Source organism: Pseudomonas sp. B329 (assembly GCF_023127835.1).
In the GTDB taxonomy this organism is placed as follows: domain Bacteria; phylum Pseudomonadota; class Gammaproteobacteria; order Pseudomonadales; family Pseudomonadaceae; genus Aquipseudomonas; species Aquipseudomonas synxantha_A.
In genome coordinates, this window is the sequence record NZ_SPKP01000011.1 from 307,677 (window position 1) to 332,053 (window position 24,377).

19 protein-coding genes and 1 other RNA gene are annotated in these 24,377 nt (G+C 60.5%); 4 read left to right on the plus strand and 16 right to left on the minus strand.

All coding sequences use genetic code 11. The features are described from left to right. Position 1: 1 nt before the first annotated feature. Positions 2 to 1,384, plus strand: a complete 1,383-nt coding sequence (gene hemN / locus E4P00_RS07850; protein WP_248131088.1) for an oxygen-independent coproporphyrinogen III oxidase — start codon at positions 2 to 4, stop codon at positions 1,382 to 1,384. A 6-nt stretch (positions 1,385 to 1,390) separates the two neighbouring features. Here the strand turns inward: hemN and E4P00_RS07855 are convergent, their stop codons facing one another. Further along, complete coding sequence (locus tag E4P00_RS07855; protein ID WP_032879954.1) at positions 1,391 to 1,852, minus strand: hypothetical protein; 462 nt, start codon at positions 1,850 to 1,852, stop codon at positions 1,391 to 1,393. A 155-nt stretch (positions 1,853 to 2,007) separates the two neighbouring features. On the opposite strand from E4P00_RS07855, the gene fnr reads away from it, so the two are divergent. Then, a complete protein-coding gene (fnr, locus tag E4P00_RS07860; RefSeq protein ID WP_005790290.1) occupies positions 2,008 to 2,742 on the plus strand; it encodes a fumarate/nitrate reduction transcriptional regulator Fnr in 735 nt (244 codons plus the stop codon). A 78-nt stretch (positions 2,743 to 2,820) separates the two neighbouring features. Next, complete coding sequence (locus tag E4P00_RS07865) at positions 2,821 to 3,369, plus strand: adenine phosphoribosyltransferase (protein ID WP_005790291.1); 549 nt, start codon at positions 2,821 to 2,823, stop codon at positions 3,367 to 3,369. Between the two features lie 117 nt (positions 3,370 to 3,486). Here E4P00_RS07865 and E4P00_RS07870 read toward each other — a convergent pair whose 3' ends face one another. The 6 genes from E4P00_RS07870 to E4P00_RS07895 all read right to left on the minus strand — a co-directional run bounded on the left by E4P00_RS07870 (position 3,487) and on the right by E4P00_RS07895 (position 10,140). Next, positions 3,487 to 4,635, minus strand: coding sequence for an acyl-CoA dehydrogenase family protein (locus E4P00_RS07870; protein ID WP_248131089.1), 1,149 nt, complete (start codon positions 4,633 to 4,635; stop codon positions 3,487 to 3,489). 200 nt (positions 4,636 to 4,835) lie between these two features. Beyond that, complete coding sequence (gene recR, locus E4P00_RS07875) at positions 4,836 to 5,438, minus strand: recombination mediator RecR (protein WP_005790294.1); 603 nt, start codon at positions 5,436 to 5,438, stop codon at positions 4,836 to 4,838. A 66-nt stretch (positions 5,439 to 5,504) separates the two neighbouring features. Continuing rightward, positions 5,505 to 6,539 carry an NADP-dependent oxidoreductase gene (locus E4P00_RS07880; protein WP_032879952.1) on the minus strand — a complete coding sequence of 345 codons (1,035 nt, stop codon included), beginning with the start codon at positions 6,537 to 6,539 and terminating at the stop codon, positions 5,505 to 5,507. A 139-nt stretch (positions 6,540 to 6,678) separates the two neighbouring features. After that, positions 6,679 to 7,017 carry a YbaB/EbfC family nucleoid-associated protein gene (locus tag E4P00_RS07885; RefSeq protein WP_003193199.1) on the minus strand — a complete coding sequence of 113 codons (339 nt, stop codon included), beginning with the start codon at positions 7,015 to 7,017 and terminating at the stop codon, positions 6,679 to 6,681. Positions 7,018 to 7,060: 43 nt separating this feature from the next. Next, a complete protein-coding gene (gene dnaX, locus E4P00_RS07890; protein WP_248131091.1) occupies positions 7,061 to 9,121 on the minus strand; it encodes a DNA polymerase III subunit gamma/tau in 2,061 nt (686 codons plus the stop codon). A 77-nt stretch (positions 9,122 to 9,198) separates the two neighbouring features. Next, on the minus strand, positions 9,199 to 10,140 hold the full coding sequence (locus tag E4P00_RS07895; protein ID WP_148852774.1) for a DMT family transporter: 942 nt from the start codon (positions 10,138 to 10,140) through the stop codon (positions 9,199 to 9,201). Positions 10,141 to 10,239: 99 nt separating this feature from the next. Here E4P00_RS07895 and E4P00_RS07900 point away from each other — a divergent pair, with 99 nt between their 5' ends. Beyond that, positions 10,240 to 11,103, plus strand: a complete 864-nt coding sequence (locus E4P00_RS07900) for a LysR family transcriptional regulator (protein WP_248131093.1) — start codon at positions 10,240 to 10,242, stop codon at positions 11,101 to 11,103. 113 nt (positions 11,104 to 11,216) lie between these two features. Here the strand turns inward: E4P00_RS07900 and E4P00_RS07905 are convergent, their stop codons facing one another. From E4P00_RS07905 to E4P00_RS07945, 9 genes are all read right to left on the minus strand, one after another. Beyond that, positions 11,217 to 11,807, minus strand: coding sequence for a hypothetical protein (locus tag E4P00_RS07905; RefSeq protein WP_248131095.1), 591 nt, complete (start codon positions 11,805 to 11,807; stop codon positions 11,217 to 11,219). 1 nt (position 11,808) lies between these two features. Beyond that, positions 11,809 to 12,855, minus strand: a complete 1,047-nt coding sequence (locus tag E4P00_RS07910) for an N-acetylmuramidase family protein (RefSeq protein ID WP_248131097.1) — start codon at positions 12,853 to 12,855, stop codon at positions 11,809 to 11,811. Positions 12,856 to 13,013: 158 nt separating this feature from the next. Beyond that, entirely contained in the window at positions 13,014 to 14,975 is a 1,962-nt protein-coding gene (locus tag E4P00_RS07915; RefSeq protein ID WP_103733636.1) for an AAA family ATPase, read from the minus strand. Between the two features lie 150 nt (positions 14,976 to 15,125). After that, positions 15,126 to 15,222: signal recognition particle sRNA small type (ffs, locus tag E4P00_RS07920), an RNA gene on the minus strand. A gap of 135 nt (positions 15,223 to 15,357) precedes the next feature. Further along, positions 15,358 to 16,524: a putative zinc-binding metallopeptidase gene (locus E4P00_RS07925; RefSeq protein ID WP_248131116.1), complete on the minus strand. Its 1,167-nt coding sequence runs from the start codon at positions 16,522 to 16,524 to the stop codon at positions 15,358 to 15,360. 117 nt (positions 16,525 to 16,641) lie between these two features. Further along, the gene (ligA, locus tag E4P00_RS07930) at positions 16,642 to 19,008 is read right to left on the minus strand and encodes an NAD-dependent DNA ligase LigA (RefSeq protein WP_078822045.1); all 2,367 of its coding nucleotides are present in this window, start codon (positions 19,006 to 19,008) and stop codon (positions 16,642 to 16,644) included. An 87-nt stretch (positions 19,009 to 19,095) separates the two neighbouring features. Next, positions 19,096 to 19,959, minus strand: coding sequence for a cell division protein ZipA (gene zipA / locus E4P00_RS07935; RefSeq protein ID WP_005790323.1), 864 nt, complete (start codon positions 19,957 to 19,959; stop codon positions 19,096 to 19,098). 259 nt (positions 19,960 to 20,218) lie between these two features. Further along, positions 20,219 to 23,707, minus strand: a complete 3,489-nt coding sequence (smc, locus tag E4P00_RS07940) for a chromosome segregation protein SMC (RefSeq protein WP_248131118.1) — start codon at positions 23,705 to 23,707, stop codon at positions 20,219 to 20,221. A gap of 2 nt (positions 23,708 to 23,709) precedes the next feature. After that, positions 23,710 to 24,369 (minus strand): GntR family transcriptional regulator, encoded by a 660-nt coding sequence (locus tag E4P00_RS07945; RefSeq protein WP_005790326.1) that lies wholly within the window; start codon positions 24,367 to 24,369, stop codon positions 23,710 to 23,712. Positions 24,370 to 24,377: the final 8 nt, after the last annotated feature.

Genomic DNA, 24,377 nt, shown 5'->3' on the forward strand with positions numbered 1-24,377 from the left:
CATGCTCGACGCCATTCGTTGGGACACAGATCTGATTCACCGCTACGACTTGGCGGGGCCGCGCTACACGTCCTACCCTACCGCCGTCCAATTGGACAGCCAGGTCGGCACCTTCGACCTGCTCCACGCCCTGCGCGAAAGCCGCAAGGCGGTACGGCCGTTATCGGTGTATGTGCACGTACCGTTCTGCGCCAACATTTGCTACTACTGCGCCTGCAACAAAGTGGTCACCAAGGACCGTGGTCGCGCCCAGGCCTACTTGCAGCGCCTGCAGCAGGAAATCCAGCTGGTGGCCTGCCACCTCGATCCGAAGCAGCCAGTGGAGCAATTGCACTTTGGCGGCGGCACACCGACTTTTCTCAGCCACGATGAACTGCGCCAGGTGATGAATTGCCTGCGCCAGCATTTCAATTTGCTCGATGATGATTCGGGCGACTATGGCATCGAAATCGACCCTCGCGAAGCCGACTGGGCCACCATGGGCCTGCTGCGCGAGCTGGGTTTCAACCGCGTAAGCATCGGCCTGCAAGACCTTGACCCCGAGGTGCAACGAGCGGTCAATCGCCTGCAAAGCCTGGAAGAGACCCGCGCAGTGATCGATGCGGCACGTACCCTGCAATTTCGCTCGATCAATATCGATTTGATCTACGGCTTGCCCAAGCAATCACCGCTGAACTTTGCACGCACTGTGGAAGAAGTCATCCGCTTGCAGCCGGACCGCTTGTCCGTATTCAACTACGCCCATCTGCCGGAACGTTTCATGCCCCAACGGCGGATCAACACCGACGAGCTGCCCTCGCCGGCCGAAAAACTGCTGATGCTGCAAACCACCATTGAACAACTGACCCAGGCCGGTTACCGCTATATCGGCATGGATCACTTCGCCCTGCCGGACGACGAACTGGCCATCGCCCAGGAGGAAGGCAAGCTGCAGCGCAACTTCCAGGGCTATACCACCCACGGGCATTGCGATCTGATTGGGTTGGGCGTTTCGGCGATCAGCCAGATTGGCGACTTGTATTGCCAGAACAGCAGCGACCTCACCCACTACCAGAACGCCTTGGCGGGCGCACAACTGGCAACCAGCCGTGGTTTGGTCTGCACCACTGACGATCGTCTGCGACGGGAAGTGATCCAGCAGTTGATCTGCAATTTCAGCCTGGGCTTCGAGGCGATCGAACAGGCGTACAACATCGATTTTCGCGGCTACTTCGCCGAGCTATGGCCGCAGTTGGAGACGATGGCCAACGATGGCCTGATCGAGTTGGACGCCCAGGGCATTCGTGTGCTGCCGGCCGGGCGCTTGCTGGTGCGTTCAGTGTGCATGGTGTTCGATGCCTATCTGGAGCACCAGAACAGGCAACGATTTTCGCGGGTTATCTAGACGTACTTACTTCATGGCCAGGCTCGCGGCCTTGACCGCATCACCCGCGCTCATGTCTTTCATCGCCTTGGTCAGGGATGCCTGGGCGCTGGTCAAGCTGGCTTGCAGCGCGCTCAACGCTGACTGCAGCCCGGAGAGCCGGGCACGGGCCTGTTCAGGGCTGAGACTTCTGTCGGCCATTACCGCTGCCATCTCAGCCTGTTTCTCGGCAATCTGCTTTTTGATCTCACGAATCATCTTGAGCAGATTCTTGACGTTGTCCGCCAGGCCGCTTTCGTCGATGTCACTGTTTGAGGTTTTTTCCGCCGCGGCAGCTTTCATCGCGGCGCCGGAAATGGTCACCGAAACGGCAGGCTTGGCTTCATCCGCTGTCGGAATCGCGGCAACATCGGAATCGGCAGCTTTCTTGGTTTCGGGCTGTGCCTGGATCTGAGTACGCGAAGCGAGTTGAGTACTGAGGGCTAACATGTTTTGAGTCGCCGTATTTGTAGTCGATAGCAGTACTATCGGCGGTTTTAGCCAGATCTTTATATACCGACAGGTTTTTTGTACACGCTGGCCTCCATACCCCCCAGTGCGTTACCCTTACGTCTTATGTGTGTTTTCCCACAAGGATTTAAGAAATGTCCGAGCCAGTTAAACTGCGCGCTCACAGCCAGGCCCATTGCAAGGATTGCAGCCTGGCTCCCCTCTGCCTGCCACTTTCGTTGAATCTGGAAGACATGGATGCGCTGGACGACATCGTCAAACGCGGCCGCCCATTGAAAAAAGGCGAATTTTTGTTTCGCCAGGGCGACAAGTTTGATTCCGTCTATGCAGTACGTTCGGGCGCATTGAAGACGTTCAGCCTCAGCGACGGCGGCGAAGAACAAATCACCGGCTTCCACCTGCCCAGCGAGTTGGTCGGGCTGTCGGGAATGGACACCGAGATTCACCCGGTGTCGGCCCAGGCCCTGGAGACGACGTCGGTGTGCGAAATTCCTTTCGAGCGCCTGGACGAATTGGCCCTGCAATTGCCACAACTGCGCCGCCAATTGATGCGCGTGATGAGCCGCGAGATTCGTGACGACCAGCAAATGATGCTGCTGCTGTCGAAGAAAACCGCCGACGAGCGCATCGCGACATTCCTGGTCAACCTGTCGGCGCGCTTCCGTGCCCGTGGTTTCTCGGCCAACCAGTTCCGCCTGAGCATGTCGCGTAATGAAATCGGCAATTACCTGGGCCTGGCAGTTGAGACCGTGTCCCGCGTGTTTACCCGTTTCCAGCAGAACCAGCTGATTGCTGCCGAGGGCAAGGAAGTGCATATCCTCGACCCGATCCAGCTTTGCGCATTGGCCGGGGGCTCACTGGAGGTCTGATCCAGACACTGCGGCCGCGCCAATCGGCAAGGCCGCAGGTATACTTCGAGTCCGTTTTCCGCCCAGGACTCTGCGACGATGACCTTCGATTCGTTCGACATCAAATCCCTGATTCGCCCTGTCATCGACTTCCCCAAGCCTGGGGTTATCTTTCGTGACATCACCCCGCTGTTCCAATCACCCCGCGCCCTGCGCCTGGTAGCCGACAGCTTTGCCCAGCGCTATGTCGAAGCCGATTTCACGCATATCGGTGCGATGGATGCCCGCGGTTTCCTGATCGGTTCGATCATCGCCTACCAGCTCAACAAGCCGCTGATCCTGTTTCGCAAGCAAGGCAAGCTGCCGGCGGATGTGCTGGCCGAGGGTTACCAGACCGAGTACGGCGAAGCCTTCCTGGAAGTACACGCCGACAGCCTGTGCGAAGGTGATTCGGTGCTGATATTCGATGACCTGATCGCCACGGGTGGCACCCTGATTGCTGCGGCCAACCTGGTACGGCGCATGGGCGCGCAGATCTTTGAAGCGGCGGCGATTATTGATTTACCGGAACTGGGTGGTTCGCAGCGGTTGGAAGACATGGGGATTCCCACGTTTTGCCTGACGCAGTTTGGGCTGACTGAAAGGTAGTCGTTAGCAGGGCCGGCCCCATCGGGAGCAAGCCCCCTCCCACATTTTGACTTGTGAACACAATCAAGAATGTGGGAGGGGGCTTGCTCCCGATGAGGCCCGAAAGAACACCGCAGGTCAAAGCCCCATCTGCTTGCTGATGATTTCGTTCATCACCTCCCGCGTCCCCCCACCAATCGACAGAATGCGATTATCCCGATACAGCCGCTCCACCAGGCTACCCCGTATGTACCCCTGCCCGCCCAACATCTGCACCGCGTCATAGGTCACCCGGTCAGCTGTATCCGTGGCCAGGTTCTTGGCCATGGAAATCTCCTTGATCACGCTCTTGCCAGCGGCCATCTTCGCCGCCTGACGGTAAGTGAACTCGCGGGACACTTCCACGGCAGTGGCCATTTCCGCCAGGCGGTGCTTGAGCACTTGGAACTTGCCGATGGGTTTACCGAACGCTTCGCGCTGGGCGGCCCACTTGAGGCTTTCTTCCAGGGCCAGTTGCGCGGTCATGTTGGCCATCAGCGCCAGCGCCAGGCGCTCGCTCTGGAAGTTGCCCATGATGCAGGCAAACCCCATGTTTTCAGCGCCGATGAGGTTGCCGACGGGCACGTGGCAGTCGTCGAAAAATAACTCGGCCGTGTCCGACGCCCACCAGCCCATCTTCTTCAGCGGCTGGCCAACGGTGAAACCGGGGGTGTCTTTTTCAATCAGCAACAGGCTGATACCGCCGAAGCCCGGCCCGCCGGTGCGCACCGCCACAGTATAGAAATCCGCCCGAATGCCGCTGGTGATAAAGGTCTTGGCACCGCTCACACGGTAGTGCTCACCGTCACGCACGGCGCGGGTGTGCAGGTTGGCGACATCAGAGCCGCCACTCGGTTCGGTAACCGCCAGGGCGATGATCTTCTCGCCGGCCAGCACCAGGGGCGCTATACGCTCCCGCACTTCAGGCCGGGCCCATTTGACGATGGGCGGCAAACCGATATCCAGGGAGCCGAGCCCGGCCACCACACCACCGGAACCGCAACGCATCAGTTCTTCGCTGGCGGCGACCTTGGCGAACAGATCGCCTTCGTGGCTCCCACCCAATGCCTCGGGGTAGCCGATCCCGAGAATGCCCGCCGCTCCAGCTTTGAGGTAAAGCTCACGAGGAAAGCTCTCAGCCTCCTCCCAGTGCTCGATGCCCGGCAACATCTCGCGCTCGACAAACCGGCGCACGCTGTCGCGGACCAATTGGTGGTTGGGGTCGAAGTATTCCTGATAGGCAGACATCGGCAAGCTCCATGGCGAGATGGAACGAACTTACCAAGCGCTTGCTTGGTTATCAAGCCATACACAGTTATCACTGACACCATAAAACTACTGTGGGAGGGGGCTTGCTCCCGATAGCGGTGGATCAGCCAATAACTCTGTCGACTGACACACAGCAATCGGGAGCAAGCCCCCTCCCACATTTGATCCTGCTGCGGATGTTAGAGCGCGATCGGTTTGCGACCGGCGAAAGAGTGCGCCAAGGTACCGCCATCCACCAACTCCAACTCGCCCCCCAACGGCACGCCATGGGCAATCCGAGAAGTGATCAAGCCCTTGTTGGTCAGCAGTTGGGCGATGTAATGCGCCGTGGCTTCACCTTCCACCGTCGGGTTGGTCGCCAGGATCACTTCGCTAAAGGTGCCCTGCTCTTCAATGCGCGCGACCAGTTGCGGGATACCGATGGCTTCCGGCCCCAAACCGTCGAGCGGCGACAGGTGGCCCTTGAGCACAAAGTAGCGGCCGCGATAACCGGTCTGCTCCACTGCATACACATCCATCGGCCCCTCCACCACGCAGAGCAACGTGTCGTCGCGACGGGGGTCGGCGCATTGCGGGCAAAGTTCTTCTTCGGTGAGGGTGCGGCACTGACGGCAGTGGCCCACGCCTTCCATGGCCTGGCTCAGAGCCTGGGCCAGGCGGGTGCCGCCACTGCGATCACGCTCCAGCAGTTGCAGCGCCATGCGCTGGGCAGTTTTCTGGCCAACACCTGGCAAGGTGCGCAGGGCGTCGATCAGTTGGCGAATCAGAGGGCTGAAGCTCATGGGCGAAGGGTCCGACAAAACAACGAGACGCGGTTTATACCCGCGCCCCGGATTAGCGTCAAATACTCAATCTTGCGCGACGCGCACCACCAACTTGCCGAAGTTGCGTCCCTCCAGCAAGCCGATAAAGGCTTCAGGCGCTTGCTCCAGGCCATCGACCACATCCTCGCGGAACTTGATCTTGCCATCGCGCACCCACGGCGCCATGGCGCTGAGGAATTCCGGCTGGCGGTCGCCATAGTCGTCGAACACGATAAAGCCCTGGATACGCACACGCTTGGTCAGCAAGGTGCGTTGCAGTGCCGGCAGGCGATCAGGGCCGCTGGGGGTTTCATGGGCGTTATAGCCGGCGATCAACCCGCACAGCGGCACGCGCGCCTTGGCATTGAGCAGCGGCAGCACCGCATCGAAGACCTTACCGCCGACGTTTTCGAAATAAATGTCCACGCCTTTGAAACAGGCCAGGGCCAACTCATGGGCGAAGTCTGCGCTCTTGTGGTCGATACAGGCGTCAAAGCCCAGCTCATCCACCACATAGCGGCACTTGTCGGCACCGCCAGCAACCCCCACCACGCGCAAGCCCTTGAGCTTGGCCACCTGCCCCACCACCGAGCCCACCGCGCCGGACGCAGCCGCCACCACCAGGGTTTCCCCGGCCTTCGGCTGGCCGATATCCATCAGGCCCATGTAAGCGGTCATGCCTGGCATACCCAACACGCCCAGAGCCATCGACGGGCTCGCAAGCCCCTTGGGCAATGGCATCAGGTTCTTGCCGTCGCAGATACTGTGGCTCTGCCAGCCGGTGGCACCGACCACCAGATCACCTACCTCGAATTTCGGGTTGCGTGATTGCTCGACACGGCTGACAGCACCGCCGGTCATCACTTCGCCGATTTCCACGGGCGCGGCGTAGGACGGCGCGTCACTCATGCGTCCACGCATGTAGGGGTCCAAAGACAGGTACAGCGTCTTGAGCAACACCTGACCGTCTGCCAGATCCGGCAGGCTTACACGTTCCAGGCGGAAGTTTTCCGGCGTGGGTGCGCCTTGAGGGCGTGAGACCAGAACGATGCGTTGGTTGAGCGTCATTTCTTGAGGCATCAGCGGGGCTCCTTTTATCGATGAGAATTCAGCGGTATAGGGTGCAGACCATAGGCAACGGGCCGGGGTTCGATGTTTCGTGCGCGCAAAAAAAATGCCAGGCGCAATGCCCGGCATTTGAGTCTAGCCAACGTTTGTATCAGAACGGCAGTTTCATGCCCGGTGGCAGCTGCATGCCAGCCGTCACGCCGGACATTTTGTCCTGGCTATTGGCTTCGATCTTGCGCACAGCATCGTTGACGGCTGCGGCGAACAACGCTTCGAGCATTTCCAGGTCATCTTCGCCCACGCCAGGCAACACGCTCGGGTCGATACTGACACGCTTGATGTCGTGACGACCGGTCATCACCACGCTGACCATATCGCCACCGGCTTTACCGGTGACTTCGGCGTTGGCCAGTTCTTCCTGCATCTTGGCCATTTTTTCCTGCATCTGCTGTGCCTGCTTCATCAGGCCGGCCATGCCACCTTTCATCATGGGAATCACCTCAAAAGTACGTGGATCAATAAATAGCCCGGTGTCATGACGCTTGGGGCACCGGGGCTTCGACAGGTTCAATAGTATCGTGGCGGACGACCGCACCGAACTGTTGCATCATTTGTTGGATAAGCGGATCAGCGTGGATCGAATCCTCAGCCTCGCGCTGGCGGTTCAGACGCCGACGGGTCGCGGCCTGGGCCGGGGTTTCCTGCTCGGGCTTGATCAGTTCGATGGCGATGGTCAGCGTGCGCCCATGGTATTGGTTGAGCGCATCGTTGAGCCGACGCTGCTGGGTCGCATTGAACAAGGCGCTGTGGGCCGGATCCAGGTGCAGCAGCCAATGGTCGCCCTCGATGGAGATCAGTGTGCAGTTGGCGGCGATACTCCCGGTCATGCCGGAGATCGGCAATTTCGGAAACAATTCCAGCCATTGCAGGGCCAGGCCGGTGGCCGGGGCCGCAGCCGGTTCTGCCTCGGGCTCGGGCGCTGGCTCGGCGGTGTGCTCGCTGGCCAATTCGTCCAGGTAGCTGTAGGCCGAATCCATGTCCGGCTCGATGTAGTCTTCGTCCAGCGGCGGTTCGTCGTCCAGGTCGATGCCGGGGGTCGCGGCCTCGACCTGGGCTACCGTCGGCTCGGGAACCGGCGCCGATACCCACTCAGGGGCATCCGGCACCACGCTGTCCGGGGTCGGCGCAGGCATCGGCGTCAGCTCCGGCTGCTCGCCGGCAGTTTCCAGTACGGGTTCTACGGCGGGCTGTTGCTCAGCCTCGGGCTCAGCCTCTGCTTCGACCGGATCGTTCCAGGGCAGGTCGACCACGGGGGCGGGCTCGATAACCGGCTCGGGCTCAACCACAGGTGCCACTGCAACCGGCGCAGGTTCGGGCTCAGGTGCCGGCGCCACCGGCGCAGACACTACTGGCGCGACAACGGCCGCGCCAGCCACTGGTTTGGCGGAATCAACTGTGGCCTGGCTGATCCCCACTGGCTTTAGCGGCTGTCTCGGCGCGTCTGCCGAATCCGCCGGCCGGAACGCCAGCATCCGCAGCAGCACCATTTCAAAGCCACCCCGCGGGTCCGGCGCCAGGGGCAGGTCGCGGCGGCCGATCAGGCCCATCTGGTAGTAAAACTGCACATCCTCGGCCGGTAATGCCTGGGCCAGGGCCAACACGCGGTCGCGATCGCCATGGCCGTTATCCACGCCTTCCGGCAGGGCCTGGGCGATAGCGACGCGGTGCAGCACATTGAGGATTTCCGAGAGTACGCCATTCCAGTCCGGGCCTTGCTCCGACAGGTGGCGCACGGCCTCAAGCAATGCCTTGGCGTCGCCCTCGATCAGCGCGTGCAGCACGTCGAAGACCTGGCCGTGGTCCAGGGTACCGAGCATGGCGCGCACATCGGCAGCCATCACCTTGCCTTCGCCAAAAGCGATGGCCTGGTCGGTGAGGCTCATGGCGTCGCGCATCGAACCGTCGGCAGCGCGGCCCAGCAACCACAGGGCGTCGTCTTCGAACGGTACGTTCTCGACACCCAGCACATGGGTCAAATGCTCGACCACGCGCTCGGGCGTCATGTTCTTCAGCGAGAACTGCAGGCACCGCGACAAAATGGTTGCAGGAAGTTTCTGCGGGTCGGTGGTGGCCAGGATGAACTTAACGTAGGGCGGCGGCTCTTCCAGGGTTTTCAACAGCGCATTGAAGGAGTGGCTGGACAGCATGTGCACTTCGTCGATCAGGTAGACCTTGAAGCGCCCACGGCTCGGCGCGTACTGCACGTTGTCGAGCAGCTCGCGGGTATCTTCGACCTTGGTGCGGCTTGCGGCGTCGATCTCGATCAGGTCGACGAAACGCCCTTCGTCGATCTCGCGGCAGACCGAACAGGTGCCGCAAGGCGTTGACGTGATACCGGTCTCACAGTTCAGGCACTTGGCGATGATGCGCGCAATGGTGGTCTTGCCCACCCCGCGAGTACCGGTGAACAGATAGGCGTGGTGCAGCCGCTGGCTGTCCAAGGCATTGATCAGAGCCTTGAGCACATGGGTCTGGCCGACCATTTCGCGGAACGAGCGCGGGCGCCATTTACGTGCAAGAACCTGATAACTCATCGAAAACCGTCGCAACTGGGAAGCGGAAGCCGGTAATGCTAGCGGAGCAGGGGGGAAATTGCATCCGGCACGCTCGTCTAATCTGACGAAGCTGGCTTGATTGCCCGTCCAGATGGCGTCTGCGGGTGTGCCGGCCGCACGATTGAGCGCCAGCGTCCCTCCAGGCTGATAGCCGCGACGCTGGTCAGCACGATCACCGCACCCAGCATCACCTGCAGGGTCACCTGTTCACCGAGCAGCGTGGCGGCCATCACCATGGCAACCGGCGGAATCAGGTACATCGCCACCGAAGCGCGGCTGACTTCGACGTGCTTGAGCACATAACCCCAGGCCAGATAGGCCAACGCACTGGGAAAAATGCCCAACACCAGCACCGCGAGGTTCTCCCGCAACGGCGCCTGCACGATAGCGGCAGGCAGGCCCGGCAGGTTCACGCACAGCATCAAGGTGCCGGACCAGACCATGTAGCACGCCATCGTCAACGGACTGTAGCGATGGGCGAAATGCCTCTGGATGGCGAAGTACACGCTCCATGAGCAGGCCGCCAGCAGGATCAACAAGCCGCGCGGGTCGATATCGCCTACACCATGATCGCCCCAGATCACCACCAGCACGCCGGCCAACCCCAACAGTACACAGCTCCAACGCCAGATGCTGACGCGCTCCTGCAAACAGAAAAAAGCGATCAACACACTGAACAGCGGCGCCGACTGTGCCAACACACTCGACGCCGCCGCTGTCACCCATTGCTGCCCGTGATTGAGGCTGGTGTGGTGCAGGAACACCCCGAAGAAACCCAGCACCAGCAGCCACGGCAGGTCGCGCACCTGGGGCCGGCCAATGCCGACTACCCAGGCCACAGCCGCCATGAATAGCGACGCAATCAAGAAACGCAGCAACGCCAATTGGCCAGGGCTGTAGCTGTGCAGCCCCATATGCACGCCTATGGGTGAATAAGCCCAACAGAGGATGACGCTGGCAATGACTAGCGTAAGCTTGAGCGGTGACGGGGTACTCATCGATGGCATCCATAAAAGAAGGAGTGCCGTCAGTCTTGGCCCGGGCCGGGCGTAGGACAATTAAGCGTTTCTGACTTCTGAAATCACTGGAACTGAGCAATGGAACTGGCCCAACTGAAAATGGTGCGAGCCGTGGCGCAAACCGGCAGCGTGGCCCAGGCCGCCCTGCAACTGCACTGTGTGCCGTCCAACATCACCACCCGCATCAAGCAGCTGGAAAGTGAGTTGGGCACACCGTTGTTTATCCGCGCCGGCCGCGGGTTGGCGATCAGTGCTGCGGGTGAGATCTTCCTGGATTACTGCGAACGCATCCTGGCGCTGGTGGATGAGTCCAAACGTGCGGTGGATGCCAGCGCGATTCCCCGTGGCACCTTGCGCATCGGCGCGGTGGAATCCAGCGCCAGCGGCCGCCTGCCGCCGCTGTTGGCGGAGTATCACCGGCGTTATCCCGAGGTCAGCCTGGAGTTGGTGACCGGCGCCTGGGCGCAACTGCTGGACGACCTGCAACACCATCGTCTGGATGTGGCCCTCGTGGCCGCCAGTGGCAAACACACGAAGCTGGAGCACAGCGTGATCTACAGCGAACGCCTGGTACTGATCGCCAGCGCGTCCAGCGCGCCCATCCACAGCCCCGAAGACCTGGCTGGCCGCACATTATTGGTGTGGCCGCCTGGCTGCCCCTACCGCGCAACACTGGAAAACTGGCTCAAGCCCCAGGACTTCAAGCCGGCGATTGCCAGCTATACCAGTTGGGGCACGATCATCGGCTGCGTCAGCGCGGGGATTGGCGTGGCGTTGGTGCCGGAGGGTATCCTGGCGCGTTATGAGCAGGCCAATCAGCTGGCATCGTATCGGTTCGACGAACTGGCAGCGGTAGACAACTTGCTGTTCTGGCACAAAGATACCCATCGGCATCTTGCACGGGATGCATTCTCCGGGCTACTGCGCGAAACCTTCGGCTAACACCGCCAAAATGTGGGAGGGGGCTTGCTCCCGATAGCGGCGGGTCAATCAATATAGGTGCTAGCTGACCCTTCCTCATCGGGAGCAAGCCCCCTCCCACATTTCAGAGCTTCTCAGAGCTTCGGTGCAGCCAACCGTGTGTACTGGCCCTGGCTGATCCAGCCCGTGAAGGAACGGTCGTGCGCATTGATAAACTCCACCTGCGCCCAGCCGTCCTTGAACGCCAGCACACCCACTACATCACCCTTGACGATATAGGGACGCTTGACCGCCTTGGCCCCCGGAGTTTTCAGCAGGTAAGCCTTGTCGGCAGACACCGTCACCAGCCCGATCCACTTTTTGCTGGCAGTCTGGGTCAGGTCCAGACCCGTGGCGATTTCCGGCATCAACACGTTGATGCAGCCAGGGTGTTGGCGGCCCTGCTCCACCGTCAGGGTCACCCCGTCGGGCGCCGCTGCCACACTGCCTGGGTAGGCAGCGTCCCGCCAGGTGGTGAGCGCTTCGGGTTTGCCTTGCAGGTAGAACGTGCAACCACGGGTCACACCCTCGCCCATCGATTCCTGGTAGAAACCCTCGACCTGATGCCCAGGCGTCACCGCCAGCATCAGCCCTTCATATTGGCCTGAATGCAACGCCGCCGAGCCGGCCAACGCGGGCGCCACGGCGCACCACGACAACACTCCCATCGCCAGATAACGAATCATCTTATTTCTTCCCTTCAAAGGCTTCGTAGGCTTGTTTCATCAGGACGTCATAGTTGCCGTAATCGTCGCCGTTATAGTTTCGGGCCATGGCGGTAAAATCCTTGTTTTTCATGGCACTCAACAACGCCGAGTTGTGGCTGCAAAGACTGAGATAGGCTTTGAGTTGGTTACCGGCATTGACCTTCAATGACGCCACGAACTCAAACACGGTCTTGAACCCGCACGCGGCGAAGTTGAATCCCATGATCTGAAACATGCCCCAGGAGGCCGACATCAAGGCGGCTTCCTGATCCAGCGCAAAGGCAGTGGCCATGGTCTCCCAGGCCTTGACCTGATCCTTGTTGTTCGTCTGCCATTGCGGGCCGGCTTTTTTCTTGTAGACATACGACAGCAGCGGCTGCGACTGGTCGTAGATATGCTTGGTGTACTTGCGAAAGTGGTGCCCTTCAAAGGCGATGATCGGCAGCTTGGCCGGCCCGAACCCCACCTTCCCGCCCGACTCGATGGTGGCGAACGCCTTGACCACATTCACCGAGATGCCGTTGCCCAATTGCTTGGCAGCATTCTGGAAGTCCGTATCGCTCAGCGTCGTGCCGCCATCGCAGGTGGCCTGCAGCATTAATTGGCGGTTGCGCCGCTCAGCCTCGATCACCGCACGCACCTGGTTCAGGTAGACGTTGACCGTGGCTTGCACTGCATCGACGTTGTTATTGCCCAATGCGTTGAGAAAGCTCGGAATACGCATGGTCGGGAAGGCCCGTACGGGTACTTTCACCGCTTCCTCGATCAAGCTGTTGAACGTACGCCCCGTGGGGTCGATCACCCCATCGGGATGAGCATATTTGAGATGGCGGAACTGATACTGGCTGATGCACTGCACCAACTGGCCATCGCACTTGCCGTTTTCCAGCAAGGCAAAGCCCATTTTGGGAATGATCAGGTTGAATAAATATTGGATGCACTGCACATCGGCGGGCAAGTTGCGGGCTTTGCCGGGAGCGCCGACTGAGGCACTGATAAGTCGAGGCAACCCTTGCAGGCTTTTCATGACAGACATCCTTGTAAGTTAGAGAAGCGATAGCACTTCAATATCAAGTCCATGCCCTTGTCATGCTCTGAAACAAGTGGCCGGCGCAAGCTAACAAGGCGGTCTGGGGGTTGTCCAGAGGGCTTTTCCAAAGTTGTGAAACAGCTGGATTAAATCCTTCAGTAACCGTGTAATTCGCGGGTTTTCTGATACTTGTGATAGTCGAGCCACTCGACCACATCGTAGGGCAGATAGAGCTGCTGGGTTGCTCGCGAAATTGCGATATACACCGCACACAGTCGCTGGTCGAACGCGTAGGCATCCTGGAACTTTACGTTGGTCAACAACGCTGGTGTGAGCAACACCCGGTTGAACTCCATGCCACCGGCGTCTTGCGCCAACATCAAGAGGCAGCGCTCATCCGGATGGCCGCTTTGCCTGTTCAAGCGCGTGACATCCGCCAGATTAAAGCCTTTTTGCAGCTCAGCTTCGACCCAGAGAAACGCCTCATCGAACTGGCAAGCCTCGCGTACTTGCTGCCAATCGGCCATATCGCTGAAAAACGGATGGGGCCCGCTGTCATTGAACTCGCTGCTGTAGAAGTCAGGCTTGAACAACGCGACCACGGTGTCCATAAAGTACTTGAGCGACTGCTGCGCTTCTTTACCGGCCAGGCTGAACGCACAACGGGCTTCGCTCAACTGGATGGCCCACTTCATTGTGTCCCAGTGGGATGCGGTCAATACCACGCAGCCTTGCGGCGGTACAAAGCCCAGCGGATAAAACTCGATACCGACGTCGGCATCCCGAGCCCCCTCGAAAAGCACTTTGCTCTTATCCGAATGCTGGCTGATCAAGGGATTGACCAGGCGCTCGACATTGCGTCCGGAGCGCACGGAGTAACACACATCCGTATGGCGCACCTCACGGGCGCGCCTGACCATGACTCCACTGGCCTGCTGATACTCATCCCCCAGGGTTATCAGCACCTGCCGGCCCCGCTCGATGATTTGCAGCAGCGGCGCCGGAATATCCTGGCTCTCGTCGATAAGGACGTGGGTATAACGCTCGGGCACCACGCAGCCGGCGAGGCTGGCGCGCTTGATCATCAGCAAGGCTTCAAACCCAGTCTGGCTGCCCCAGGCCGGATTCGCTTCGAGATAGCTCCATAGCCGGCTGGCATATTCGAGCAGTGCCCTGGCATCAACGCTGGACAGCGGCTGTTTGAAATGCGGCAAGTGCTTCGCCGACAGGCTGTATTCCCAGGAGCGGCAGTAGGCTTGCAATACGTTGAGGCAAACGTCGACCACAGCCTGCCCTTGCAGGCCACGAAAGCCGAAGATATTCAGCTCCTGAGCCAGTGCCTGCTTGCTCGGCGCCCTCACCTGCGCAGTCAGCGGCTTGGGCCTGGGACCCTGCATCAAGGCGTGGGCGAATGCATGGAAGGTGTGCCCGGCCTTTCGCTCGCGTACGCCCACCATACGGGCACGCAGGGTTTCCAGCTTTGCCGGGGTACGCGCCAGCAACAAAGTCTTTTCCGGACGCAAGTGCTCCATCAAGGCCACCAGCAGGTGACTCTTGCCGATACCTGCATAGCCCTGAACATGCAGGTCTTCGTTCAAGTTGGCGCGGAAGGTTCTGACCAACTTGTCTTGCTCGGCACTCAACCAGCGCTCGCGATGCCTGGGCGTGACCATCTGCTTGCTGAAGGGATCATTGGTCTTGAGATGGCGGACTTTGTACTCTACGTCCCACTTGCCGCTGGGCAACAGATAGTCGCGCGCCTGCACTTCCTCCGCTAACAGAAAACGCAGCTTCAGGCTTTTGACCACATTGAGGCCGAAGTACAGCTTCCTTTGGTCGAACAGCCGCTGCGCCTCGGAGAGTAGGGAGACGCTTGCCGAATGGCTGGCCTCTACCGCCCAGTCAATCAGCTTGGCCAACACTTTTTCGGCACCATTGGCGCTCAGGTCGCTTTCGGGCACCTGCGCCAGGTTCTGGATCACCAGCACCGCCGCCAACTCCGGCTCACTCAGGGCTACCAGCGCTGCTGCACCGTCACCGCTCAGCAAACCCGCACAGGCTTGCTCGGTGATCGGCAAGAACACAGGGCTGGACAAATCAAAATGTTCCGAGTGCATACAGCCTCGTAGCCAGGGGAAAGACACGCTTGGGAGTATGCCACTAGTCGTGGAGTGGCCGTCGTGCACTGTGCGATAAGGGTCACAGATGACTGGCTGACTATATGGATTCAGGAATAGGTAAAACAGAAGGGAGCGTTATGGAGGCAACCCCACCAGCCACACCCCGGCACACAATGTTCCCGCTGTGGCTGCTGCCTTCCGGCTCTGACCAGGTTCACGGGTAATCGTTGCGGGGGGACCGATGGGGTCACCATAACGACGCAAGCCTCTCGGCAAGCCGCGCCATTGTACCGATCTGATCGGAAGTTACAACCGTAAAAAATGAGAAGCTTCAAGTACTTGCCATGGCCCTCTGCAATTACCCCTCCCACAGGGGCAATCACTGAGCCTGCAGAACCTCGTCCGCTCTGCCACCCTCTTCCTGGATGACCAGGTGGATAAAGTGCAACTTGGCTATCACCCCCGGCGGCAGCACGAAGGGGTAGAAATCCGGCTGGCCCATGGCGCGGGACAGTTCGTTGAGCATACCGGCCAGCTCGATCCAGGCATTGACGAACGAGAGGAACGCCGGGCCGCCGGGGTGTGCCGGGTCATACAGCGTTGTCAGCGGGAACGGCTGGTAGTCCAGGTCCATCTCGCGGGCGCTCATGCCAAAGCCCAACGCGGTGTCCACCGCGTCCATCATGTGCAGGTAATGGGCCCAGGTTTCAGCCCAGTCTTCCCAGGGATGCATGGTGGCATAGGCGCTGACGCAGGTTTGCTGCCAGTCCGGGCGCGGGCCGTTCTGATAGTGCTGGTCGAGCGCTTTGGCGTAACTGGCGCGCTCATCGCCGAACAAGGTGCGAAAAGCGTCAAGCCAGTGGCTGTTGGCAATCAGCCGATCCCAGTAATAGTGGCCGACTTCATGGCGAAAATGACCGAGCAAGGTGCGGTAAGGCTCACGCATCTGTACGCGGACTTTTTCGCGGTGAGCATCGTCGGCTTCCTTGATATCGAGGGTGATCAGGCCGTTGGCATGGCCAGTGGTCGGCGCATTGCCTGCCAGGTCAGTCCCGATGAAGTCGAAGGCCAGCCCGGTGTCTTCGTCAACGCTCTTGGGCACCACCTGCAGGCCCAGGCTGATCAGTTGTGCCACCAGCCGACGCTTGGCAGTTTCGACCTTGCGCCAGCGTTCGGGGTTTTCCGGGATGGATAGATCAGGAATTGTGCGATTCAGGCTACAGGCCACGCACAGCGACGCAGTGCTGTGGGCGGGGATCAGCCAGTTGCACGCGGCCGGTGAGTCGAGGTTGGCGCAGCGACGCCAGGTGCCGGCATCGGGCGCGTCATCCGCCAGCCAAGTGTCAACGACAGGGCCGGGTTGCAGGGAAGACAGACGGCTTTGCTGCGGCAGATAACCCAGCACCGCCTGGCAGGCCAGGCATTGGCTGTTGCGAAAGAATAAAGACTGGCCGCAGCGGCATTGCCACACCTTGCTGTTGCGCGAGGTTTGAGCCATGAACGGGGCGGCGATGCGCGAACTGAGTTGCTCGAAGTAACGGAACATGGCGGGCTCTCCCTGGGGTGACAGAGACTAGATCATTTCTCGCTCGAGATCGTTCCGCTTTCTTGAGGGGCTGCTGCGCAGCCCGACAGGAGCAAGCTCCCTCGCCACAGGAAGAGGTCAGACGCTGATGTTGTGGCTGGCCAGGAAGGCGACGAAGGCCTCCTCATCCAGCACTTTAAGGCCCAGCTCGCTGGCCTTGGCCAATTTGGAACCGGCTCCCGGCCCGGCGACCACGCAGTGGGTTTTCGCCGAGACGGAACCGGCCACCTTGGCGCCCAGGCTTTCGAGCTTGTCCTTGGCGACGTCGCGGCTCATCAACTCCAGGGAGCCGGTGAGTACCCAGGTGTGCCCGGCTTCGGGCAAGCCTTCAACGACCTTTTTCTCGCTCTGCCAGTGCATGCCGAAGTCCTTGAGCTGCTGCTCGATGGCCAGGGCATGATGGGCGTTGTCAGGGTTGTCGAAGAATTCGCGCACGGCCTTGGCTTGCTTCTCGGGCAGGGCCTGGCGCATATCCAGCCAATCGGCCTTGATCACGCCTTCCAGCGAACCGAACTTGTCTGCCAGTTTCTGCGCAGCTCCCGGCCCGACGGAAGGTACATGCAGCTTGTCGAGCAAGCCGCCCAAGGTGGTGCTGGCGGCGAATTCTGCGCTGAGTTCGCCTTGCTCCTGCAATTGCAGGCCGCATTCGTCCGGCGACAACAGTGCACCGATCACATCCTGGTTATGGCTGTCTTCAAAGAAGCTATGAATCTCGTGCGCCACTTCCAGGCCGACGTCGGGCAAGTAGGTCAGCACTTCAGGCAAAGCCTTCTGCACACGCTCCAGGGACGCCAGCGAGCGTGCCAGCACCTTGGCGGTCTCTTCGCCCACATCGGGAATACCCAGGGCGTAGATAAAACGCGCCAGGGTCGGAGTCTTGCTGTTTTCGATGGCGCTGATCAGCTTCTTGCTGGAGATATCGGCAAAGCCTTCCAGGTCGATGATCTGTTCGTACTTGAGCTTGTAGAGGTCTGCCGGCGAACCGATGAGTTTCTCATCCACCAATTGCTCGATGGTCTTGTCGCCCAGGCCGTCGATGTCCATGGCACGCCGCGAGACGAAATGGATGATCGCCTGCTTGAGCTGCGCGCCACAGGCCAGGCGCCCGACGCAACGGTACACCGCGCCTTCGCTGACGGTTTCCTTGCCTTTGCTGCGCTTGACCAGTTGCGTGCGCTCCACATGGGAGCCGCACACCGGGCAGTTCTCGGGGATCTGCACCGCACGGGCGTGCTCCGGGCGACGCTCGGTGACCACCGAGACCACCTGCGGAATCACATCACCAGCGCGGCGGATGATCACCGTGTCACCGATCATCAGCCCCAGGCGCGCCACTTCGTCCATGTTGTGCAGGGTCGCGTTGGACACCGTCACGCCAGCCACCTTGACCGGCTTCAAGCGCGCCACCGGGGTCACAGCACCGGTGCGGCCAACCTGGAATTCCACGTCGAGCAACTCGGTCAGCTCTTCCATCGCCGGAAATTTATGCGCAATCGCCCAACGCGGCTCGCGGGCGCGGAAGCCCAGTTCACGCTGGGACGCGATGCTGTTGACCTTGAACACCACGCCGTCGATTTCATAGCCCAGCGCATTACGGCGCTCGCCAATGTCGCGGTAGTAGTCCAGGCACTCCTGGATCCCCTTGGCCAACTTCAGTTCGTGGCTGATCGGCATGCCCCACTTCTGCAACTGCTTGAGGTTGCCGATATGGGTATCGCTGATATCCGCGGTCACCTGGCCGATGCCATAGCAGCAGAATTCCAGCGGGCGGCTGGCAGTGATCTTCGAGTCCAGTTGGCGCAGGCTGCCCGCCGCGGCGTTGCGCGGGTTGGCGAAGGTCTTGCCGCCAACTTCCAGCTGCGAGGCATTCAGGCGTTCGAACCCGGCCTTGGACATGAACACTTCGCCACGGACTTCCAGAGTAGCCGGCCAGCCGCTGCCGTGCAGCTTGAGCGGAATATTGCGCACGGTGCGCACGTTGACGCTGATGTCCTCACCGGTAGTGCCGTCACCCCGGGTGGCGCCGCGTACCAGTTCGCCGTCCTGATACAGCAGGCTGACCGCCAGGCCATCGAGCTTTGGCTCGCAGCTGTACTCCACTGCCGCACCCGCGCCAAACAGATCGCCTACCGGCAGGTCGAGGCCCTCGGTCACCCGGCGATCAAACTCCAGCATGCTGGTTTCATCAAAGGCGTTGCCCAGGCTGAGCATCGGGATCTCATGCTTGACCTGGGTGAATGCCGACAGCGCCGCACTGCCGACCCGCTGTGTCGGTGAATCACGCGTCACCAGCTCGGGATGCTCGGCTTCCAGGGCCTTGAGCTCGTGGTACAAGCGATCGTACTCGGCGTCCGGAATGCTCGGCTCGTCAAGCACGTGGTAGCGATAGTTGTGCTGATCCAGTTCAGCGCGCAGTTCGAGAATGCGGGTAGGGGCGGCGGTCATGGGTGTTCTCTCATAAAGCAAAAGAGCAGCCGAAGCTGCTCAATATGTTAGTGCATGGATTCTACAGACAACGCTTATGATCGAACCTCAGCGTTTCTGTGTCAGGGCACGACGCTCGAACTCGACGATGCGCTGACGATAATGCTCGATGGTCTGGGCGGTCAGGACGCTGCGTTGGTCGTCCTTGAGCTCGCCGTTCAATTCCTGGGACAGCTTGCGAGCTGCGGCCACCATCACATCAAACGCTTGCTTGGGGTGACGCGGGCCTGGCAAACCGAGGAAGAAACTCACCGCCGGGGTGCTGAACAGGTCGATATCGTCCAGATCGAAAGTGCCGGGTTTGACCGCATTGGCCATGGAGAACAGCACTTCGCCATTACCGGCCATGCTCTCGTGACGGTGGAATATATCCATCTCGCCAAAGCGCAGGCCGCTCTCAAGGATGTTCTGCAACAGCGCAGGGCCCTTGAAGCCACCGGCATCGCGGCAGATCACACTGATAACCAGGACTTCCTCGGCGGCCGGCTGATCGTTTACCGATTGGCGAGGCGCGCTTTTGGTCGGAGTCTCGTCGGGGAAGTCGTCATCACGGCTGCTGAAGCTCGGGCCGTCATCGACGTCGAGGTTCAGGTCACCTTGATGCGGCTCGGCAACCGCCGCGCCACCACGCTTGCCGCGCTTGGAGGACGGCTCGCGGGCTTCCCGCAACGGCGCGCTCATTGACGGCAAATCATGCTCGTCCAGTTGCGGCTCTTTGTGGGTATCCAGCACACGGGGCGGCCCCAGCAGCTCGGCGGCGCCGTCGTCGTCAGGCAAGTTGGACAGGTTTCGGTCCAAGCGGAACTTGAGCTTGCCCTTGCCACCGCGCATGCGGCGCCAGCCATCGAAAAGAATACCGGCAATGACAATGATGCCGATGACGATCAGCCACTCGCGCAGACCGATTTCCATGTAATCCCGTGCCTCTAATAAAAAATGCTGAAAAATAAGGGGTTTAGCACCGTGCAAACCGCTTTAAAACGTGGCGCCAACTCTATGTTCTGACTGACGTTTTGCCCACGCATACGAAAAATTGACATTAAACTAGCACGACCAAAGATAACTTTACACCGTCTGTCAAAATGCCTTGAACAAATATGTCCATTTGCCACTTTCGCCAGACCGGTAAATCGCCCTACGACGTGCCGTAAATTCTCTCTCCTGGCATGGTTCAGGATTCCACCATTGCCATCGCCTCTTCCACATCCACTGCGACCAAACGCGAACAGCCCGGCTCGTGCATCGTGACCCCCATCAACTGGTCCGCCATTTCCATGGCGATCTTGTTGTGGGTGATGTAGATGAACTGCACAGTCTGGGACATCTCTTTGACCAACCGAGCGTAGCGTCCAACGTTAGCGTCATCCAGCGGCGCGTCAACTTCGTCGAGCATACAGAACGGCGCCGGGTTCAACTTGAAGATGGCAAATACCAGGGCCAATGCGGTCAGGGCTTTTTCGCCACCGGACAACAAATGGATGGTGCTGTTCTTCTTGCCCGGAGGCCGCGCCATGATCGTTACCCCTGTATCGAGTAGATCTTCGCCCGTCAGTTCCAAGTAGGCACTGCCGCCACCGAAAACTTTTGGGAATAACGCCTGTAAACCGCCATTAATCTGATCAAAGGTATCTTTGAAGCGGTTGCGGGTTTCCTTGTCGATCTTGCGGATCACGTTTTCCAGGGTGTCCAGGGCTTCGACCAGATCGGCATCCTGAGCATCCAGATAACGTTTGCGCTCGGACTGCTGCTGGTACTCATCAATGGCCGCGAGGTTGATCGCGCCCAGGCGTTGAATGCGTGCGGCAATCCGCTCAAGTTCTTCTTCGGCTTCCTTCTCGTTGGCCTGGGCGGTCAGGGTGTTGAGCACGCCATGCAGGTCATAACCGTCTTCGAGCAACTGGTCTTGCAAGGTCTTGCGGCGCACGGTGAGGGCTTGCCACTCCATGCGCTGTTGTTCGAGTTGGCCGCGGATCAATTGGGATTGCTGCTCGGCCATGGTACGGCGCTTTTCAGCGTCACGCAGTTCGCGGTCGGCATCTTCCAGGGCGATCTGCGCGGTCTTGAGCTCTACGTCGACGGTCATGCGCTTGTCGAGCAGTTCCTCAAGCTTGAGGCGCAGCTCTTCCAACGGCGCCTCGCCCTCCTCCAGGTTGAGGCTCAGTTGCTCACGTTTTTCGGTGAGGCGTTCGGACTGCATCTCCAGGCGCTCAAGGGCCTGGCGCGTGGAATCATGCTGGGCCCGCAACGAGCCCAGACGTACGGCCAACTGATGGGCGTGGTCCTTGTGCTGCCGGGCTTCCTGGCGCACGCGGTCAAGGCGCTCGCGCAGGCTGTCGCGCTGGGCCAGCAGCAACTCGCGCTGCTCGGTATCCAGCGCCATGCTGTCGAGGGCTTCCTGCAATTGCAGGCGCGCTTCGCCAACCTGCTCATGTTCAAGGGCGCGCTGTTCGCCCATCTCGGCCACTTCTTCGTCAAGGCGGGTGCGGCGCAGGGTCAGTTGTTCGACCTTGGCTTTGCTCGCCGACAGTTGGGCTTTCAATTCGCCTTGCTGGCGCGCTTCGTCTTGCAACAAGCGGCGCAGGTGTTCGCGGCCGGTCTCTTGCTGGCGCTGGGTGGCGCGCAGGGTTTGCAGTTCGGTTTCCAGGCTTTCGAGGGTGGCTTCGCGCTCTTCGCGTTCGGCGATCAGGTTGACGATTTCCTGGCCGCGGGCCAATACGCCACTTTCCGCTTCGCTGGCACGGCGCACGCGCAGGAAATGTCGGCCGATCCAATAACCGTCGCGACTGATCAGGCTTTCGCCGGCGCTCAGTTGACCGCGCTGGGCCAGGGCCTGTTCAAGTGACTCAACCGGCTTGACCTGGCCCAGCCATGGCGACAAATCAATCGCCGCCTCGACCTTGTCCAGCAGGCTGCCCGGTACCCGCGTGCCGTCGGCCGCCGGGCTGAGCAAACGCAAATCGCCCTGGGCGAAACCGGCCAGGTCGAAGCCGCCAAAATCGTCCACCAGCACCGCTTGCAGATCGGCGCCGATTACGGTTTCCACCGCCAGCTCCCAACCGGCTTCTACCTTCAAGCCTTCGGCCAGGCGCGGGCGCTCGGCCAGATGCTGGTCGCGCAGCCACTCGGCGGTGCCGGTGCCAGGGTCCAGCGCAGCTTGCTGCAAGGCTTCAAGAGATGCCAGGCGCCCATTGAGCCGTTGCAGATCGCCCTGGGCCTGCTGCTGCGCCTGGGTTGCCGTATGCAGTTGCTGACGCAATTGCTCCAGGCGTTCCACCTGTTGTTCCTCGCTGGCTTCCAACTCTTCCAGCGTCATTTCGCTTTCGGCCAGTTGCTCGCTCAGCGCCATGATCGCCGCGTCTTCGGGGTCGGCGGCGAGCAATACACGTTCTTCCTGCAGGCGACGCTGGCGTTCGGCCAGGCGCTCCATGCTGGTTTCCAGTTGCTGAATGCGCGACTGCTGCACCTCGGCCTGGCGACGCGGCTCGGCCGATTGCAGGTTGAAGGTATCCCACTGCTCCTGCCAGGCGTGCATGGTGGTTTCGGATTCTTCCAGCGCGGCGGCGGCCTCTTCGGCGGCGGCGTTGGTGATTTCCTGCTCGGGGGTGAGCATGTCCAGCTCTTCGCCGAGGGTCAGCAGCAAGGTGCGGTCATGGCCCAGGTGCGACTCGGTTTCCAGGCGGGCGCGCTCGGCCTCCTTCAAGTCATCCTGCAACTGGCGCAAACGCTGCTGGCCGTGCTGGATGCTCTGCTCGACCCGAGCGATATCGCCCCCCACCGAATAGAAGCGGCCCTGCACCAGATTGAAGCGTTCGGACAGTTCATGGTGCCCGTCACGCAAGCGTTCGATGCTGGCATCAGCATTGCGTTGCTCGGCCACCAGCGCCTCAAAGCTGACCTCCTGGGTGCCAATGATCGCTTCGCGCTGGCCCACTTGATCGTTCAGTGCCTGCCAACGCAGGGCCGACAGTTGCGCCTTGAGCTGGCGCTCTTCGCCCTTGTATTCCTGATACTTCTCGGCGGCCTGGGCCTGGCGGTGCAGACGCTCCAACTGGCGCTCAAGCTCTTCGCGCAGGTCGGTCAGGCGGGCGAGGTTTTCATGGGTACGGCGGATGCGGTTTTCAGTTTCGCGGCGGCGCTCCTTGTACTTGGAAATGCCGGCTGCTTCTTCGATAAAGTTACGCAGGTCTTCGGGCTTGGCTTCGATCAGCTTGGAGATCATGCCCTGTTCGATGATCGAATAGCTGCGCGGGCCCAAGCCGGTACCAAGGAAAATATCGGTGATGTCCCGACGGCGACACTTGGTGCCGTTGAGGAAGTAACTGTTCTGGCTGTCGCGCGTGACTTTGCGGCGAATGGAGATCTCTGCGTAGGCGGCGTATTCGCCGACCAGGGTACCATCAGAGTTGTCGAACACCAGTTCGATGCTGGCCTGGCTCACCGGCTTGCGGCTGGTGGAGCCGTTGAAGATGACATCGGTCATCGACTCGCCACGCAGGTTCTTCGCCGAGCTCTCGCCCATCACCCAGCGTACGGCGTCGATGATGTTCGACTTGCCGCAGCCATTGGGTCCCACTACCGCTGCCATGTTGCTGGGGAAGTTCACGGTAGTCGGGTCGACGAAGGATTTGAACCCCGCCAACTTGATGCACTTGAGCCGCACGCTTAGGCGTCCGCCAACGCAGCGATGACCAGCGAGCTACTGCGCTGGCAGTAGGCCGACAGCACCAGGCGAATCTGCACCAGATCACGGGCGAGCACCGCGGCGAGCAATTGCTCGAACAGTGCCTGGAACTCGCTCATGGACGCCTTGCGCTGATCCAGGGCCAGGTAATAAGCGCGGTTCATCGCCGGCTGCAGGTTTTCAACGGTTTCCTGCAAATAAGGGTTGTTGGCGAAGGGATACGCGGCGCGCATCACGCTGAAGCTTTCTTCGACGAAGGCGCGGATGTCCTCGCGCTCCAAGCTCAGCTGCAGGCGTTGCTGGATCTGCAAGAACGGCGCCATATCGGCCTGGGTCTGCCAGCCTTCGGCCACTGCATTGCCGAGCAGGATGTACATCTCGCCCATCAACGTACACAGGCTCTGCACCTTGTGCGCGGTGAGCTCGGTGACGTGGGCGCCACGGCGCGGCAGGATCGCGATCAGATGGCGGCGTTCGAGGATCAGCAAGGCTTCGCGCACGGAACCGCGACTGACGTTGAGCGCCAGCGTGACCTTCTGTTCCTGGATCCGCTCCCCAGGCTTGAGTTCGCCGCGAATGATACGTTCGGCGAGGTGGTGAGCGATTTGCTCGGCGAGACTGTCCGGCGCCTTGAACGTCATGTTTTCCC